This window comes from Acidovorax sp. FG60 (genome assembly GCF_057808995.1).
Genome location: NZ_JBMDJC010000003.1, coordinates 88657 through 104769, shown reverse-complemented (window position 1 = coordinate 104769; position 16113 = coordinate 88657). Strand labels below are relative to the sequence as shown.

At 64.2% G+C, this 16113-nt stretch carries 16 protein-coding genes; 8 read left to right on the top strand and 8 right to left on the bottom strand.

Annotated features, from left to right (window positions below):
• The first annotated feature begins 20 nt into the window (after positions 1-20).
• Positions 21-1106: a homocysteine S-methyltransferase family protein gene (locus ACODS0_RS05485; protein ID WP_488833404.1), complete on the top strand. Its 1086-nt coding sequence runs from the start codon at positions 21-23 to the stop codon at positions 1104-1106.
• Here ACODS0_RS05485 and ACODS0_RS05480 read toward each other — a convergent pair.
• The 3 genes from ACODS0_RS05480 to ACODS0_RS05470 are packed head-to-tail and all read right to left on the bottom strand — an operon-like array spanning position 1081 to position 3185.
• Positions 1081-2010 (bottom strand): helix-turn-helix transcriptional regulator, encoded by a 930-nt coding sequence (locus tag ACODS0_RS05480; RefSeq protein ID WP_488833401.1) that lies wholly within the window; start codon positions 2008-2010, stop codon positions 1081-1083. The genes ACODS0_RS05485 and ACODS0_RS05480 overlap by 26 nt on opposite strands.
• Positions 2011-2052: 42 nt before the next feature.
• Entirely contained in the window at positions 2053-2967 is a 915-nt protein-coding gene (locus tag ACODS0_RS05475; protein ID WP_488833399.1) for a hypothetical protein, read from the bottom strand.
• Positions 2968-3017: 50 nt separating this feature from the next.
• A complete protein-coding gene (locus ACODS0_RS05470) occupies positions 3018-3185 on the bottom strand; it encodes a hypothetical protein (protein WP_409860668.1) in 168 nt (55 codons plus the stop codon).
• Positions 3186-3531: 346 nt separating this feature from the next.
• On the opposite strand from ACODS0_RS05470, the gene ttcA reads away from it, so the two are divergent.
• Positions 3532-4425: a tRNA 2-thiocytidine(32) synthetase TtcA gene (gene ttcA / locus ACODS0_RS05465; RefSeq protein WP_409860674.1), complete on the top strand. Its 894-nt coding sequence runs from the start codon at positions 3532-3534 to the stop codon at positions 4423-4425.
• Between the two features lie 36 nt (positions 4426-4461).
• Entirely contained in the window at positions 4462-5901 is a 1440-nt protein-coding gene (gene trhP / locus ACODS0_RS05460) for a prephenate-dependent tRNA uridine(34) hydroxylase TrhP (protein WP_488833396.1), read from the top strand.
• 64 nt (positions 5902-5965) lie between these two features.
• Here trhP and ACODS0_RS05455 read toward each other — a convergent pair whose 3' ends face one another.
• Entirely contained in the window at positions 5966-6277 is a 312-nt protein-coding gene (locus ACODS0_RS05455; protein ID WP_176887834.1) for a hypothetical protein, read from the bottom strand.
• Between the two features lie 153 nt (positions 6278-6430).
• On the bottom strand, positions 6431-7423 hold the full coding sequence (locus ACODS0_RS05450; protein WP_488833393.1) for a LysR family transcriptional regulator: 993 nt from the start codon (positions 7421-7423) through the stop codon (positions 6431-6433).
• A 176-nt stretch (positions 7424-7599) separates the two neighbouring features.
• Between ACODS0_RS05450 and ACODS0_RS05445 the strand changes: the two genes are divergently transcribed.
• Together ACODS0_RS05445 and ACODS0_RS05440 are read left to right on the top strand one after the other, a co-directional pair.
• Positions 7600-9240, top strand: a complete 1641-nt coding sequence (locus ACODS0_RS05445; protein ID WP_488833392.1) for an argininosuccinate lyase — start codon at positions 7600-7602, stop codon at positions 9238-9240.
• Between the two features lie 105 nt (positions 9241-9345).
• Positions 9346-10740 (top strand): SH3 domain-containing protein, encoded by a 1395-nt coding sequence (locus ACODS0_RS05440; RefSeq protein ID WP_488833391.1) that lies wholly within the window; start codon positions 9346-9348, stop codon positions 10738-10740.
• A gap of 30 nt (positions 10741-10770) precedes the next feature.
• On the opposite strand, the gene ACODS0_RS05435 is transcribed toward ACODS0_RS05440, so the two are convergent.
• Together ACODS0_RS05435 and ACODS0_RS05430 are read right to left on the bottom strand one after the other, a co-directional pair.
• Complete coding sequence (locus ACODS0_RS05435) at positions 10771-11202, bottom strand: hypothetical protein (RefSeq protein WP_147433787.1); 432 nt, start codon at positions 11200-11202, stop codon at positions 10771-10773.
• Between the two features lie 149 nt (positions 11203-11351).
• Positions 11352-12029: a hypothetical protein gene (locus tag ACODS0_RS05430; protein ID WP_488833388.1), complete on the bottom strand. Its 678-nt coding sequence runs from the start codon at positions 12027-12029 to the stop codon at positions 11352-11354.
• A gap of 208 nt (positions 12030-12237) precedes the next feature.
• On the opposite strand from ACODS0_RS05430, the gene ACODS0_RS05425 reads away from it, so the two are divergent.
• Both ACODS0_RS05425 and ACODS0_RS05420 read left to right on the top strand, forming a co-directional pair.
• The gene (locus tag ACODS0_RS05425; protein WP_488833384.1) at positions 12238-13380 is read left to right on the top strand and encodes a hypothetical protein; all 1143 of its coding nucleotides are present in this window, start codon (positions 12238-12240) and stop codon (positions 13378-13380) included.
• A 118-nt stretch (positions 13381-13498) separates the two neighbouring features.
• Positions 13499-14323, top strand: a complete 825-nt coding sequence (locus ACODS0_RS05420; RefSeq protein WP_218301315.1) for an EAL domain-containing protein — start codon at positions 13499-13501, stop codon at positions 14321-14323.
• Positions 14324-14338: 15 nt separating this feature from the next.
• Here the strand turns inward: ACODS0_RS05420 and ACODS0_RS05415 are convergent, their stop codons facing one another.
• Positions 14339-15427, bottom strand: a complete 1089-nt coding sequence (locus ACODS0_RS05415; RefSeq protein ID WP_218301314.1) for a sensor domain-containing diguanylate cyclase — start codon at positions 15425-15427, stop codon at positions 14339-14341.
• A 223-nt stretch (positions 15428-15650) separates the two neighbouring features.
• Between ACODS0_RS05415 and ACODS0_RS05410 the strand changes: the two genes are divergently transcribed.
• A complete protein-coding gene (locus tag ACODS0_RS05410) occupies positions 15651-16070 on the top strand; it encodes a BLUF domain-containing protein (RefSeq protein ID WP_055398776.1) in 420 nt (139 codons plus the stop codon).
• Positions 16071-16113: the final 43 nt, after the last annotated feature.

The following is a 16113-nucleotide window of genomic DNA, read 5'->3' as shown; positions in this document are numbered from 1 at the left end:
GGGCTTTCTACAATCGGGGGATGAAAACGCTTGCCTACACGCGCGCCGCGCAACTGCCCGACATCCTTGCCCAACGCATCGTCATCCTCGACGGCGCCATGGGCACCATGATCCAGCGCTTCAAGCTGGGCGAGGCGCAGTACCGGGGCGAAGGCTACAACGGCCCGGATGGGGCGGGCGACCGGTTCAAGGACTTCCCGCGTGACGTGAAGGGCAACAACGAGCTGCTCAGCATCACCCGGCCCGATGTGATCCGCGACATCCACGAGCGCTACCTGGCTGCAGGCGCCGACCTGATCGAGACCAACACCTTCGGCGCGACAACCATCGCGCAGGAGGACTACAAGATGGCCCACCTGGCGCGCGAGATGAATCTCAAGTCCGCCCAGCTGGCCCGCGCCGCCTGTGACAAGTACAGCACGCCCGATAAGCCCCGCTTTGTCGCAGGCGCCCTCGGCCCCACGCCCAAGACGGCCAGCATCAGCCCCGACGTGAACGACCCCGGCGCGCGCAATGTGGACTTCGAGCAGCTGCGCGCCGCTTACTACGAGCAGGTGGAAGCGCTGGTCGAGGGCGGCTCCGACGTGCTGCTGGTCGAGACGATCTTCGACACGCTCAACGCCAAGGCCGCGCTGTTCGCCATCGACGAGTACTTCGAGAACAGCGGCCAGCGCCTGCCGCTCATCATCAGCGGCACCGTCACCGACGCATCGGGCCGCATCCTGAGTGGCCAGACCGTGACCGCCTTCTGGCACAGCGTGCGGCATTCGCGCCCGCTGGCCATTGGCCTGAACTGCGCCCTGGGCGCCACGCTGATGCGCCCTTACATCCAGGAGCTGAACCGCGTGGCCGAGGACACCTTCATCAGCTGCTACCCCAACGCCGGCCTGCCCAACCCGATGAGCGACACCGGGTTTGACGAAACGCCAGAAATCACCAGCCGCCTGGTGCATGAGTTCGCGGCCGAGGGGCTGGTCAATATTCTGGGCGGCTGCTGTGGCACCACACCGGACCACATCGGCGCCATCAGTGCGAAGGTTCGCGATGTCCCAGCGCGCTATGTGGCTGGCGGAGGGCGGTTCACGGCGTTGGCTGCGCAGGCGTGAAAGAGGCCAGTTCCGGATACAGACTGGCGTAGGCCCACAGTTCACGCACCATGGCCGCCTGCAGGGACGCAGGTTCCACGATGGCCACGTGCGGGATCCAGTACCGGACGATGGGAACGATCTCGTTAACATGATGGACGCGCGAGCGCACGGTGAGAGTGCCATCCGGCATCTCCCGCTCAATCTGCTGGTGTGGAACCAGCTTGCGCCGTCGAAAGTAGGGCGCGGCTGCAGCGTCCACAAGCAGGATGACCTCCATGGGGGCGTCGGTGATCCAGATGCCTTCGTCGGTATCCAGTCGCTGCACAAAGTCAGCGTCGGGCTGGAATGTTTGGTCCAGCACGCTGAGCGTGCCGATGCGGGCCAAGCTGAATGTCCGCGGCCGGCTCCGAGAGCGAGCGGCCAAATACCAAATGCCGCCCTTGTTCAACAGCCGATACGGTTCGACAACGGCGCTGCCCACGGCCGTGGGCCCGGCGTAGCTCAGCTGCACCAGCCGCTGTTCTTTGATCGCCAACTGCAGCGCTTCAAAGTGGCGTGTCGCCAGCCTAGGCTCTTCATACTCCGGGCCTTGGATGCGCCAGACCGCTCCCGTATCAGATTCATTCACCGCATCCTGGATCAGCCTGGGGAGATCGGCGTGGAGCTGCGCGAGGCCGACCTTTTCGGCAAAGCGCATTACATCGGTCAGCGACAGCTTTCCGAACTGCTGGGGCGAGCCCACGTAGGCGCCGTTTTTCTTCTCCAATGCGAGGTGCGAAAGTCTTACATGGATGTCGCGCTGGATGGTGCGAAGACTCACGCCGAACTCTTCAGCCAGCTCTGCCGGCCGGAGCGCTTCCCCTTGGTTTAGCTTCGTCAGCAGGGAGGCGATCCGGCTCGCGAGGGTCTCGTGTGTAGGCATGGCAAGTAGCATGCTGGCGTGCCAGCACGGGTTGAGCGGTAGTCAGGGCGTCTTTTCTGGGCTGCCGTCCACATCCTTGAACTCCACCGTGGACATGAGCGGCAAGCCGGGGAGCGCGGGGCCAGAACGCTTTGACACCAGCGTTGCAGCTCGGCCCACCGCTTTGGCGGTGCCTTTTGCCGTGCTCGCTGTCTTCTCTGCGACCTGACTTACCGAAGACGCGGCTGTCTTCATCGCAGACGACGTGCTCTCTACGGCTTTGCCCGTCAACTGCCCCACCTTTGTCGCCGTGTCTCCAGCAGCCTGGCCTGCCAACCGCGCGGCACCCTTCACGGCCGACGATGCGCTCGTTAAAGCTTGGCCGGTCAAATCTCCGGCTTTGATCGCCGTACCTTTGACGAAATCCGCCATCTGATGGGTAACGTCGTACAGCGATTTTCCAAACTGCGCCGTCTGGTTCGCAATGAACGTTTTAAATTCCTGCAGCTGCTTGGAACTCAGCAGCTCGTTGGTCGTGCGGATGGCGAAGCTGATCAGCGAGCGGATCAGCTCCGTGCCCATCTCTAGCCCCTCGGCCAGCCGGTCCACAATGGCACTACGCTCATGTTCCGTCAGCGCAGCCCAGCCGTAATAGACAGCGCCCACGGCGGCGCAGGTCATGGCGATGGGATTGGTCATGGCCACGGCCCCTCCGACAACAGCCACGGCAGCCAGCGTATTGCCCAGCAGCAACTGGCCGGCGGCCAGGATGGCTATCGAGCCCGCGTACCCCAAGCCGAAGCCGAATTTAGCGCCCTCCAAGACGCGTCCTGTGGAGGCGATGATTTTGTTGTCGGACGCCTTGAGACGTTCGATGTGCTCGTTGAAAAACGAGTTCACCTGATCCACGGCGCTCACCACACCATATATTCCTGCGAGCGCGGCGGCCATGGGGCTCAATCGCAAAACAGACAGCATGACGGTCCCTCCCCTTGAAAAGTCTGAGCATTATCGCGACACAAATTGTTTCAGCCACCCCTCCGACCAAGCCGACGCACCGACCAAATTCCGAAGGCGATAAGGGCGACCAGAAAGCTCGCCTTGGCACACAAGGCCCAGAGTGACGCTGCAGCCATCAGCGAAGCAATCTTGAAAGCAAATGCAATTAGCACGAGCGCGATGAAGATCCAAATCATGTGTTCCTCCGGTGGTGAGGAACCAGTGTCGGTATCCACCGCGACAGGGCATGTCGTTTTGCGAGAGGGGGTGCCCAAAAAAGCAGGGACCAGCGGTGCGGAGCGAAAGATGTCGCTGCCATCTGAAGCGAAAGCCTGTGCGGCGCGAGGTGGCTTGAAAACGAAATATAGGAAAATCGTGCTCCTCCCCGAGTAGCCGTCATATCAACCCGCTCGCACCACCATTGAGGCAGGCGAGCGAGGCGTCCGGCGACGCACTGCTTGCAGCTTCGAGGCGGCTTTACCTGCCTTGCTTCTCATGACCATAGACCCACCTTCCGCCCTGCGCGGCGACAAAGAGCCAGTCATGGCGCAAGCCGATGAGGGACGCAGCCACGCCGCGCTCAAGCTCGAAAAGCGCCTGGTGCGCCAGGTGGCCCAGGCCATCACCGACTTCGGCCTCATCGAAGACGGTGACAAGGTGATGGTGTGCGTGTCGGGCGGCAAGGACAGCTACGGCCTGCTCGACGTGCTGCGTATGCTGCAGCACCGCAACGGCCACAAGTTCGAGCTGATCGCCGTCAACCTCGACCAGAAGCAGCCCGGCTTCCCGGCCCATGTGCTGCCTGAATACCTGACCCAGGTGGGCGTTCCCTTCCACATCGAAACGCAGGACACCTACAGCGTCGTCAAGGAGCACATCCCCGAGGGCAAGACCATGTGCAGCCTCTGCAGCCGCCTGCGCCGGGGCATCCTCTACCGTGTGGCCGACGAGCTGGGCTGCACAAAAATAGCGCTGGGCCACCACCGCGACGACATGCTGCAGACGTTCTTCCTCAACATGTTCTTCGGCGGCAAGCTCAAGGGCATGCCGCCCAAGGTGCAGAGCGACCGGGGCGACCACCTCATCATCCGCCCGCTGGCCTATGTGGCCGAGGACGACCTCACCCGCTGGGCCGAGCACCGCAAATTCCCGATCATCCCCTGCACGCTGTGCGGTAGCCAGGAGAACCTGCAGCGCAAGCAGATCGGCCAGATGCTGCGCGACTGGCAGCAGCTGTACCCCGGCCGCATCGAGAACATGGCCGTGGCGCTGCGCAACCTGGTGCCCTCGCACTTCATGGACCCGCGCCAGTTCGACTTCAAGGGGTTGGTACCCAACGGCGTGGCCGACGCCGATGGTGACAAGGCCTTTGACGCCGAAGAACTGCCTGCGCAGGCCGTGGGCATGCTCGCGGGCCTGCCCCTGATGCCCCGCTGAACCCGACCCCCGACGATTTTTAGATTGGGCCACCCCATGACCACCCTCAAAGCCCCCGAACTGCTCCTGCCCGCCGGCTCACTCGACAAGATGCGCGCCGCCTACGACTTTGGCGCCGACGCCGTGTACGCAGGCCAGCCGCGCTACTCCTTGCGCGCGCGCAACAACGAGTTCCGCCTGGAGCAGATCAGGCAAGGCATTGACGAGGCGCATGCACGCGGGAAGAAGTTCTTTGTGACCAGCAACCTCATTGCGCACAACGACAAGATCCGCACCTACCTGCGCGACATCGAGCCCGTGATCGACTGCAAGCCCGACGCCCTCATCATGGCCGACGCGGGCCTGATCATGATGGTCAAGGAAAAGTGGCCCGAGCAGGTGGTGCACCTCTCGGTGCAGGCCAACACCACCAACTGGGCGGCCGTGAGGTTCTGGCAAAAGATGGGCGTGGAGCGCATCATCCTCTCGCGTGAACTCAGCCTGGACGAGATCGAAAAAATCCGCCAGGAATGCCCCGACATGGAGCTGGAGGTCTTCGTGCACGGCGCGCTGTGCATTGCTTATTCAGGCCGGTGTTTGCTCAGCGGCTACTTCAACCACCGCGACCCCAACCAGGGCACTTGCACCAACGCCTGCCGCTGGAACTACGCCACGCACGACGCCGACATCGACCCCACCACCGGCGAAGCCATTGCGCAGAAGATGGAAGGCGACTTCAACTTCGAGGCCGCGCAGCAAAAGGCCGAGCAGTCGTTCTCCACCACCGGCAACGGCCAGCGCCACCCCAAGGCCGACAAGGTCTACCTGATCGAAGAGGCTGGCCGCCCCGGGCAGATGATGCCCATCATGGAAGACGAGCACGGCACGTACATCATGAACAGCAAGGACCTGCGCGCGGTGGAGCACGTGGCGCGCCTGGCGCAGATCGGCGTGGACTCGCTCAAGATCGAAGGCCGCACCAAGAGCCTGTACTACGTGGCCCGCACCGCCCAGGTCTACCGCCGCGCCATTGACGACGCCGTGGCGGGCCGCCCCTTCAACCCCGAGCTGCTGATCGAGCTGGAAGGCCTGTCCAACCGCGGCTACACCGGCGGCCTGCTGGAGCGCCGCCCTAGCAACGACTACCAGAACTACATCAACGGCCACTCGGCCACGCAGCGCAGCCAGTATGTGGGCGAGGTGCTGGGTGCAGAGGGTCAGGCCGATGTGGGCTTGCAAGGGGACTGGGTGCAGGTGGAGACGAAGAACCACTTTGCGGTGGGAGACCTGATTGAGGTGGTCCACCCGAGTGGGAATATCACCGTACGGCTGCAGGAGATGCGCAATGTCGAAGGCCAGCCGGTCAACGTAGCCCAGGGCAGCCCCGTGCGTGTGTGGATTGCGCTGCCTGCGCGCTACAGCGGGGCCTTGCTGGCGCGCGTGATCGAAGCGCAACCGCTTGCACCAGCGGCTGCCGAGCCTGCCCTGGCTGCATAGCCTGCCAGGGCGCTCCTGTTTGCTGTCCGTTGGCTGCTGCCGTTGTGTGAGCAGATTGGACGGCCTACCAGGCGGCTATCACATGCACCGTGGCCCAGGCCATGACACCGTAGGCGCCCATTGCCGCCAGGGTGGTGGCCTTGGATGCTTGGCGGTCTCGCAGCAAGACCCAGAGCGCAAGGAAAGACATCGCATACATCACCGCAGACAGGATGTAGGCCTCGGGCGCCGGTACGAAGGTGGACGGCCCGCCGCGCCGTGGTGATGTCGCAAAGCCTGCGTGGGCCACGATCAGCGATCCGCCCAGCAGACCCAGCACCGCGAGCGCGGCGATCGAAATCTTGGCGGGTAGGTTCAACGGGGTAGGCGCTGGCATGGTGAGGGCGCCACAAGGTGGCGCGGTGGTGGGGTCGGGCTTCGGGGGGGGGGGGCGGGGTTTTTGTAAATTGCCTGCTAGCGCTTTACTGTATTGGATGTGTTGCTATCAAAATAGAAGTAATTGCCCTGGCGTGCAATCGCCTGCCCGTGTTCAGCCGGGGCACATCGCGCCAGGCTCGGGCTCTTTGCCGATGGCCAACACGTCAAGCACACCGAGCACATGCTCGATGAATGCACGACAGGGATGTGAGCTATCCGCCCACACCGCCGCTTTCACCAACACACCCAGAGGGCCCACGTCCTGGGGTTTCCACGACAAGACGGCCAGATTTTTGCGCCGCACCAAGGGCCGCACAAGGCTCGCTGGCACGCAGACGAGCATGTCGCTGTCCGCCAGCATGGCGTAGATGATTTCCGTCGAGCGGCTCGACACGCGACACAGTTCCGGCACCCCGCCTAAATCGTCGAACAGGCTATCCACCTGTTGTGGGCCCAGCCCTGTGAGTGGTGGGCTCAGCCAGCGTTGTGACAGCAGCTCGGCGGACGTGACGATTGCCTGTTGCGCCAAAGGGTGCTCAGGGCGGCAAGCGATGACGAATTCATCCGGCAGTGCGGCGTGAAACTCGAACCCCTGCGGCAGCGGGGTCGGTTCGCGGCAGATCGCCAGGTCCAGGGTTCCTTCCTGGATGCTCTCCAGCAGGTTGTCGATGGTGACTTCGTGAACATCGATGGCGGCGCTCGGGTGCAGGGCGCAGTAGGCCGGAATGGCGGCCGTCAGCAACCCGTTGATGCCCGCCGCGATGCTGCCGATGCGGATCAGCGCGGACGCGGCCCCTTGCTGCATCAGCGCCGCGTTGCCAGCAGCCGCTTGCAGGGGCACCAGCGAAGCGCGCAGCAGTGGCAGAACCGCCTCCCCCAGGCGGGTCAGGCGCATGCCCTTGGCGTGCCTTTCAAAGAGGGCGCCGCCCATAGAACTCTCCAACTCCGCCAGCGCATGCGTCGCTGCCGGCTGGCTCAGGCCAATGGCAGAGGCCGCGCGGTGCAGGCTTTGCAAATCGGCAATCGCAATCGCCAACTGCAGGTGCTTGAGGCGCACACGGCCCAGGATGCGATTGAACAGGACGGAGGGCGTCAGGTCTGGCATGGGGTATTCAAAATTTGAATCATGTTGAAAAAGAAGCATTGGCCCTGTGTTGCCTGCTGTGCAACCATCGCTTGCCTTCGGTTGGGCGCGAGCCTGCCCTGGGGTCATTCAACTAACGAATCTTATTCCCGCACCGTGTGCAAGCCAGTGCGCAGGAACTCAGGAGACAAAACTTCATGCCGTCATTGCAGCGCCCCACCTTGGGCGAGATCACTTCGCGCCCGTCCCGTTTCCTCATCGCCCCGGTGATGGCGGCCATCTTCGCCATGGGCCAGGCCAACGCCGCCGATACCCTCGACACCGCGTGCAAGACCACGGCCGAATGCCAGGCGCAGGTGGCCAAGATTCAGGGGGTGGTCAAAGGGGACGCCACCAGCGCCTTGGCAAAGTCGCAAGACACGTTCTACTGGTTCGGCCGCATCAACATGGCATCGACCGTGGTGAATGTGGAGCAAGGCATCATCCCCAAGGCCCAGGCCGGTCGCATCGCGCGCGGTGTGGAGCATTCGATCGCCCAGGCCACTACGCCTAGTGGCAAGCGCCCCACCGATGTGCTGCAGGTCGAGAAGATCATCACGGATGCCGTGGGCCCCGAGGCAACGCTGATCCACACCGGGCGCAGCCGCCAGGACATCCACTCCACCCTGAATGCCGCGCAGTTGCGTCTGGAAATGCTGGACTTTGCCGATGCGCTGGACCAGGTGCGCGCACGGCTCATCACCACGGCGCAGGCCCACACCGCCACCTATGTGCCCGCATACACCAACGGCGTGCAGGCCATGCCCATCAGCTACGGGCACTACCTCATGGCCTGGGCCGATTCGTTCGCGCGCGACTCGGTGCGCATTCGCGAGGCCTATGCCCGCATCAACCTCAGCCCCATGGGCACGGCGGTGCTGTCCAACTCCAGCTGGGGCATCAACCGCGAGCGCCTGGCGCAGTTGCTGGGGTTCGATGGGCTCATCGTGAATTCGCTGGATGCAGGGCAGATCAGCACCTACGACATTCCCATCGAGGCCACGTCCATCGCCAGCTCCACCGCCATCCGTGTGGGGGCCTTCATGCAGGATGTGCACACCCAGTACCACCAGACGCGGCCCTGGCTGCTGCTGGCCAGCGGCAAGACCTACACCAGCAGCGCCATGCCGCAAAAGGCCAACCCCGGCATCATCCAGAACACGCGGGCCAAGGCCAGCGATGTGGTGGCCTCGGCGCAGGCGTCGTTGTGGCGGGCGCATAACGTCACGCCCGGCATGATCGACTACAAGAACACCTGGAGCCCGGCCAGCGCCAAGACCTTTGTGCAGGGCGTGGAGATGCTCCAGCAGTTTGCCGATGTGCTGGACTCGCTGCGCATCGACCCCGCACGCGCGTTGGACGAACTCGAATCCGAATGGACCACCTCGATGGAATTGGCCGAGGCGCTGCAGCGCAGCCATGGCGTGCCGTTCCGCGTGGGTCACCACTTTGCGTCGGATGTGGTGGTGTATGCCAAGGAGCGCAACATCCGGCCGAAAGACTTTCCGTACGCCGAAGCCGTGCGCATCTACCGCGAAGCGGGCAAGAAATACGACCTCAAGGACCAGCGCCTGCCGCTGGGTGAAGCCGCGTTCCGCCGCGCTTTGTCGCCCGCAGACATGGTGACCACACGCACCGGCACAGGCGGGCCGCAGCCGCAGGAGGTCACGCGCATGGCGACCGTTGCCAAGGACACCCTGGCCAAAGACCGCGTGTGGTCGGGCGAAGCGCGGCAGCGGCTGCTGGCGGCTGAGGCTGCCTTGAATGCGGCTTTTGAGGGTGTGAAGTCGTTGCCTTGAGTGTGGGCTCGCGGGCTGTGTTCTTCAGACAGGCCGAAGGGCCCGACCGGAGTGGGTCTCCCGGGCGGGCGATACTCACGCCCATCGCGAAGGGAGTCAACACACATGAGCACGACATCGAAAGCCCAGCAACGCTTCCGAGTTCCCGCCGCGTTAGCGGTCGCCATGGCGGCTGCGGCGGTTGCCGCGCTGACGGGCGCCAGCGCGTGGGCCCAGGCCCCGGCTGTAGCACCCGCCAAGCAGCGCTATGTGCAAGGCTCGTGGGTCAACCTGCGCGAGTCGGCTCAATCCCAGGCCCGCATCGTCGCCCAAGTACCCGCCAACACCGTGCTGCAACAGCTCACCGAGCGCGATGGCTGGTGCGCCGTGCTCTATGCGGGCGATGCCCGCCTGGGTCCCCCGCTGGCAGAGCCGCTCCAGGCTCACATCGCCTGCAATTTGCTGGCCGACCAGCCCCTCACCCTGGCCCAGGCGGGCAAGGATGCGGCCCGCGCCTTTTGGGTGGCACCGTCACCCAACCGCCTGCGCGCATACGGCAACGCTCTGCCGCGTCCGCCAGCCCTGCAGCTGCCCGCGCTGGTCAAGAGCCACGCGCATGAAATGCCGGTGCAGTACCCCATGCGTCCTGAATGGGAGGCCGCCAAAAAGCTCATGCGCGCTGGCGTGGTGCTGCGGCCCGAGCAGGAGATCGACCGGGGCCGCCCCGTCAACCCGCTGGACGACCTGAAGCTGGCCACCCGTGCCGTGGACCACATTCCCGCCGTGACCCCTTTGGCCGCCAAGCCGACCTTGCCGACGATTGCCCCGTCGTACTTTCGCAGCCACACCAGCGTGGCCCTGCTGCATGAGACCGATGCCGACGGCCTGGCTGCCGTGGCGGGCGCCCGCATCAGCGTCATTCCTACCGGGGCGCCCGTGGGCCGGTTCAACCGCCACAATGGGCCTGAAATCGAATACATCACCGGCTTCTGGGACGTGGGCTCTGCCGACCAGGCCTTTGCCCCTGCGCTGACCCTCTATGCCATTACCCACCAGGGCCTGGTGGGGGCCCACACCGTGCGCCAGCGCTATTGGGACATCAGCAACGAAGACCATTACTGCGGCGGCCACTACCCCGGCCGCGGGTTCAACGACCCTGGCGAAGAAGCCCAGCCCGTACGCGGCTATGCCAAGCTGTCCGACAGTGCCGAGGTGCTGACCCACCTGGTGCTGCCCGGAAAGCTGCCGCCTGATGCGGTGAAGGTGAAGACCCGGCGATACGCCACGAGCTGGATGCAGCCCGCCGCCCCCCCCATCCGGGACAAGCCCCAGCGCAAGAACACTGCCGTGCTGGTGCACGAGATCGACCTGGACCGCGATGGCATCGCAGACATCCTGCGCATCGACACCCCTTCGCCCGGCGGCATGAGCTTCGAGCCGATCTTTGAATGGCGCTGGTACCTCAATATCGGTGGCCAGTGGTTCCGGGCGGGGCACTGGGTGGATGAGGAGTGCACTTGATAGCTGAGCGAGGTGTGTGGGTGCCTCGACTCACTTTTGCGCTCCCTCGAAAGTCCTGCGATATCTGACTTCGCGGCCAACGATGTTGTCGTTCACCACGAACTCCGATGTTTCCGCAGAGACGAGCGTAAAAGTGGCGTACCGCATTCGTCCGCCAGAAAATTGACGTCCGTTCTCCTGCAGAAATCGGCGTTTGAGGCTTTTCCCGTCATAAGACCATTCGCCAGAAAGCTCAGTGCGCTCTATGCGGCCCTCTGAATTTGACATTGAAATGCTGTCGACGAATTTGCCATCGGCGCCTAGATAGAGCAACCGGAGCGACTTTTCCCCGTCCGTACCATCGTCCCTCAGCCAAGTACCGACTAATTTGCTTCGTGTTTCCTCAATGCGCAAACTATCAGCGTTTTCGCACCCTGCTACGAGAAATAAAGCAGCGATAGATAGGAAAAGAGCACGTGCCATCGACGTTCCTGTGTTGAAAATAATCGTACGCAATGCAGCTATGTGCGGCCGACAACGTGGCAGAGCGACCTTTGCGTTGGCACGAACCGCTCGCATGCAAAGTATCCGATGCGCGTACGGGAAGGTGGAAATTCGCATACAGATTCCGGTTAGACAGCTGCCGTCGTTTGGCTTGTCCTGGTGACCGCCGGTTGCCGCAACAACGCTCCCAGCACCAGTGCCTCCGCCATCACCTCCAACGCTTCTTCCAGCGTAGCCAGCAACTCCGGAACCTCTGGTAACCAGGGCCAATACGGCCGCACCTCGGGCCATTGGTCCACCGCAATGGCCACTAGCCCCACGGCAAACCCTGCCCACAGCAGGCAGCGGGTGCTGCGGTGGCTCAGTGCCCGGTGCAGCCGGGCCAGCGTGACCAAACCCACCAAGGCCACCGCCAGCATCGGCACCTCGCGCACGGCGCTCCAGCGGCATGCATCCATCCATTCGTGGCAGCGGAACTTCCACAGCTCGTGCAGCATGAACTGTTCGTCCAGCGCCAGCGCGCCGAAGGCCAGCACCAGCCACACACCCAGCCGCCAGGGCAGACAGCGTTCGGCCGTGAGGCGCAGCGCGGTGACGCACAGCGTGAGCAGCAGCGCGCTCGATAGCCACGATGCGGGCGAGTTGTCGGAGCGGAATGCGCGCTCCCAGCCCGGTGAAAAGATCCACGCGCTGAACAGCAGAAAGCCCGCCACCGCGCCCAGCAGGGCGGGTGCGACCCAGCGGTGAGGCGCTGGTCTGGGGCCTGGCGTGTTGTCGGACAACGGGAGGGTGGGGTGCTGGGGCATGGCGGGGTTTGGAACCACGGGGTGCTGGCGTCGGGCAGGCAGGCGGGTCGATAAGATTTTGAATCAAATAGGCCGCTGGCGCTTTACTGTATTGTATTTTATGCTATCTATTTAATAGCTCATTAATGAGCTGCCGCGCTGTGGGCAGCGCGCCCTGTTCACACTGGCGGAATCGCTACAGAATCGGGCATCCCTTTGCACGTACGGTATGTCCCTCCCTATCGACCCCTCCCGCAACGCGCTTCCGCCCGTGGCCCAGTTTCTGGCCGAGGCGGCGCTGCAGCGGCAGAGCGCACTGCTGGGGCTGGACAAACCCACGCCTGCGCCCGCACCGCTGCCCACCGCCGACCCGAGCGCGCCGCCGCCCACAACCACCTCGCCCAGCCCCCCCGCTGGGCCTTTGCCCGCACCTGCCGACAAGGCCAGCATTTCAGCCCAGGCGCGCGAGCAGTTGGGCGCGGGTTTTGACCCGCGGCGCGAAGTAGCGGGCCATGCTGCCGCTTCAGGGGTGAAGGCGGGACCTGCGCCGCGTGGGCCGTTACTGCCGCTGGCGCCGCCCCCACTTCCCGTGGGGGCGCCAACGTCGGCACCCGCCGTGTCCGCCCCTTCGGCGGCATCGTTGTCAGGCGTTGACTGGCCTGCCACGGGGCTGGGTGCGCCGCTGCTGCGTTTGGTGAGCGCGCTCGTGGCGCAGGTCACGGCCCAGGCCGGGGTGCCGCAGCGCGTAGTGGCCGCGCAGCCCTGGCCCATCGGCATGGCGCAGGCGCTGGAGAGTGGGGCGCTGGATGCCGACCAGCCGCCGCTGCAGACCTGGCTGGTACGTCAGGGGGTGGTGTTGACACCCGAGGGGCCGCGCGGGCTGGCGCTGACCTTGCGTGCACCGGTGCCATGGCTGGCGACGCAGGCGTCGCCAGCGACCGGTGCAGCCGCAGCACAGGCCAGCGCAAACGCCAGTGCTGCAGGCGGCGCGCTGCAGGTGCCGTTTGCCGGGGGCGGCCAGCCGCTGCAGTCGGGCGTGATGGCTTTGGTGTTGCAGGGCATGGACGCCGCCGCACCGCGCACCAGTGCGCTGCTGGTGCTGGACTTGCAGCCGCAATTGGCCGCCACGGTGTACGGCCGCGACATGCTCCAGCAGGCCACGGGCCGTCTGGACCCGTGGACGCAGATGGCCGTGCTGCAGGCCAGCGGCCAGGTGCCGCGTGAGGATGAGCGTGCGCGCAATGGCGCATCCGGCCTGTGCGAAACGGTGGGCTGCCCCTATGCCGCGCGGGCTGAATGTGTGCAGCCGTTTTGCCTGGCAATGCGCGGCGTGCTGCCGCCCGAACCGGTGGGCCCGGCGTCCAGCGCTTGATAGCAATCCGGGTGCCAATCAAGCTCTTTGCACACCGGTCATTTGCAAGCAGTGGCCTGTGTGAGGTCAAATCCAGCCCAACCCCCTTGTTTGGTGAATCGAACGGAGAATCCTGGCCATGCGCGTGCTTCCCCTCTCCCCGTCCAATGCCTCTTTCCCCGCCGGTTTCGTCCCGTTGGACGGCACTCCGAAGGACTGCGAGGATTGCGGCAAGGCCGTGGGGCTGGGGTTTCAGTTTGACTACGCGTACCAGCCCATCGTGGACGTGGAGCGCCGTGTGGTCTTTGCGCACGAAGCACTGGTGAGGGGGCCGGGTGGCGAGGGCGCGATGACCGTGCTGGCGCAGGTGAACGACCACAACCGCTACCGCTTTGACCAGGCCTGCCGGGTCAAAGCCATCAAAGGCGCAGCAGAGCTGGGGATGGCGCAGCCGGTGTCGATCAACTTTCTGCCCAATGCGATCTACAAACCTGAGGTGTGCATCCGCACGACCCTGGAGGCTGCCAAGGCGAACGGTTTTCCGCTCTCTCAGATCATCTTTGAGGTGACCGAGGGCGAGCGCATTGAAGACGGCCCCTGGTTTGCCCAGATCCTGCGCGAGTACAAGCGCTGCGGTTTCCAGACCGCCATTGACGACTTCGGTGCAGGCTATGCGGGCATGAAGCTGCTGTCGGATTTTCAGCCCGACATCATCAAGATCGACATGGACCTGATCCGCAACGTGGATGCCAACCGCGCCCGCCAGGCCATCGTGCGCAGTCTTGTGCGGCTGTGCGAGGAAATGAACATCAAGGTCGTCGCCGAAGGCATCGAGACACCTGCCGAGCGTGACTTTCTGTTCGATGTGGGGATACACCTGATGCAGGGCTATCTGTTTGCCAAGCCGGCTTTTCGTTCGGTGGCCACGGTGGACGCTTCGGCGTACGGCAGCGCATCGCGCTGAACGCCCTCAGGCGGTTCACGCCGTCACCACGCGGTTTCGCCCGGATTTCTTGGCGGCGTACAGCGCTGCGTCCGCCCGTGCAAAGAGGCTGCACGCGCTCTCTGCATCCCGCAAGCTGGCCGCACCAATGCTGATGGTGGTGGGCTGGCTCAGCCAGCCGGCCTGGGCCACCGCAACACGCATGCGCTGGGCGACTTCGTGGGCGCCCTGTGCATCCGTGTGGGGCAGGATCACGGCAAATTCCTCGCCGCCCACCCGGGCCACGATGTCGATGATCCTGACGCAGCCGCTGAGCACCTGCGCGATGGACCGCAGCACCTTGTCGCCAGCCTCGTGGCCGAAGTTGTCGTTGATCTGCTTGAAATGGTCCACGTCCAGCATGAGCAGGCTCAGGGGCGACTGCGTGCGCTCCACCACGGCCAGTTCCAGCTCCAGGCTGTCGTCAAATGCGCGCCGGTTGCGCAGGCCGGTGAGCGGGTCGGTCCGGGCCAGCTCGTTGAGCGCCAGGTTCAGTGCGTCCACCTTCTGGATTTGTTCGACCAGCTGCTGGTTGAGCACCTCGGCGTCGCGCAATGCCCGGCGCAGCCGGATCTCGCGCATCGTGGAGTGGGCCAGTTCGACCAGGATTTCGATGTCCTTTTCCGTCCACTGCTTGGCCTTGAAATCAACCGCACAAAAGCTGCCCAGAACCTCGCCCGCTTCGGTTTTCAGGGGGATGCCTGCGTAGGCGCGCACCCCGAGCGACGCCACGGTGGGCACATCGCGGAACACGGGCAACTGCGTGGCATCTTCCAGCACCAGGGGCCCGTCAGACACCATGGAGTAGTGGCAGAACGTCCGCCCGGTGAGCTGTCGCAGTGTGCTCAACGGCTCGCCCATGCCAAATGTGCTTTTGTAGAAGTCGCGGTGCGCGTCGAGCAACGAGATGAAGGTGACGGGAGCGCCAGTGATCGTGGAGGCCAGCCGGGTCAATCGGTCAAAGCTCTCTTCGGCGATGCTGTCGAGCAAGCCGGTTTCGCGCACCGCAGCCAACCGCAGAGGGGCGGTGAGCGCCGCCTGTATCAGGGCGTCGTCGGCAGGCAGGGGAGGCGGCAATTCCGTCATGGGTGTCGTACCGGGTACCGAGTTGAGCTACCGAAAGTTACACGATCCCCTCTGGCTGCGGTGCTCTTGCGCGCAAAGACCCTCCACCCATGCCCCATCCTGGGTATTCGAAGTCCGTTTGAAGTCCCTTCGGGCGGATTCGGCGATGGGTTTTGAGGGGTTTTTTCCGAGCGGGCCACCGGGCAAGGCCAGCGCTGACACACTCGGCGTTTTGGAGACACACATGTTGATACAACTGATCTACGCGAGCCGGTCTTCGCGTGTGCTGGGGCCTGCAGACGTCAAGGACATTTTGGGGGCCTCGCAGCGCAACAACACCCGCGCCGGGATCACGGGCGCCCTGTGCCTGAACAACGGCATCTTTCTGCAACTGCTCGAAGGTGACCGGGCTGCCGTCAACGCGCTGTACCACCGCTTGCTGAAAGACGGCCGCCACCGCGACACGGCGGTCCTGGACATGAGCGAAATTCCTTGCCGGCGCTTCACCGGCTGGTCGATGGGGCTGATTGCGTCACTCGAATCCAATCGCCAGCTGTTCCTGAAATACTCAGGGACTGCAGATTTCGATCCCTACAGCATGTCTGCAGTCACCTTGCGCAGTTTCTTCGACGAGATTCTGCAGAACGTACGCTGGCTGGAATGACCTGGCGACCCACTGCCCGCAACAGGCCGTGTAGGGCGGGGCG

Excerpts from the sequence above, each read along its gene's own strand:
- ACODS0_RS05485 (WP_488833404.1), top strand. The coding sequence starts at position 21 with ATGAAAACGCTTGCCTACACGCGCGCCGCGCAACTGCCCGACATCCTT.
- ACODS0_RS05480 (WP_488833401.1), bottom strand. The coding sequence starts at position 2,010 with ATGCCTACACACGAGACCCTCGCGAGCCGGATCGCCTCCCTGCTGACG.
- ACODS0_RS05475 (WP_488833399.1), bottom strand. The coding sequence starts at position 2,967 with ATGCTGTCTGTTTTGCGATTGAGCCCCATGGCCGCCGCGCTCGCAGGA.
- ACODS0_RS05470 (WP_409860668.1), bottom strand. The coding sequence starts at position 3,185 with ATGATTTGGATCTTCATCGCGCTCGTGCTAATTGCATTTGCTTTCAAG.
- ttcA (WP_409860674.1), top strand. The coding sequence starts at position 3,532 with ATGGCGCAAGCCGATGAGGGACGCAGCCACGCCGCGCTCAAGCTCGAA.
- trhP (WP_488833396.1), top strand. The coding sequence starts at position 4,462 with ATGACCACCCTCAAAGCCCCCGAACTGCTCCTGCCCGCCGGCTCACTC.
- ACODS0_RS05455 (WP_176887834.1), bottom strand. The coding sequence starts at position 6,277 with ATGCCAGCGCCTACCCCGTTGAACCTACCCGCCAAGATTTCGATCGCC.
- ACODS0_RS05450 (WP_488833393.1), bottom strand. The coding sequence starts at position 7,423 with ATGCCAGACCTGACGCCCTCCGTCCTGTTCAATCGCATCCTGGGCCGT.
- ACODS0_RS05445 (WP_488833392.1), top strand. The coding sequence starts at position 7,600 with ATGCCGTCATTGCAGCGCCCCACCTTGGGCGAGATCACTTCGCGCCCG.
- ACODS0_RS05440 (WP_488833391.1), top strand. The coding sequence starts at position 9,346 with ATGAGCACGACATCGAAAGCCCAGCAACGCTTCCGAGTTCCCGCCGCG.
- ACODS0_RS05435 (WP_147433787.1), bottom strand. The coding sequence starts at position 11,202 with ATGGCACGTGCTCTTTTCCTATCTATCGCTGCTTTATTTCTCGTAGCA.
- ACODS0_RS05430 (WP_488833388.1), bottom strand. The coding sequence starts at position 12,029 with ATGCCCCAGCACCCCACCCTCCCGTTGTCCGACAACACGCCAGGCCCC.
- ACODS0_RS05425 (WP_488833384.1), top strand. The coding sequence starts at position 12,238 with ATGTCCCTCCCTATCGACCCCTCCCGCAACGCGCTTCCGCCCGTGGCC.
- ACODS0_RS05420 (WP_218301315.1), top strand. The coding sequence starts at position 13,499 with ATGCGCGTGCTTCCCCTCTCCCCGTCCAATGCCTCTTTCCCCGCCGGT.
- ACODS0_RS05415 (WP_218301314.1), bottom strand. The coding sequence starts at position 15,427 with ATGACGGAATTGCCGCCTCCCCTGCCTGCCGACGACGCCCTGATACAG.
- ACODS0_RS05410 (WP_055398776.1), top strand. The coding sequence starts at position 15,651 with ATGTTGATACAACTGATCTACGCGAGCCGGTCTTCGCGTGTGCTGGGG.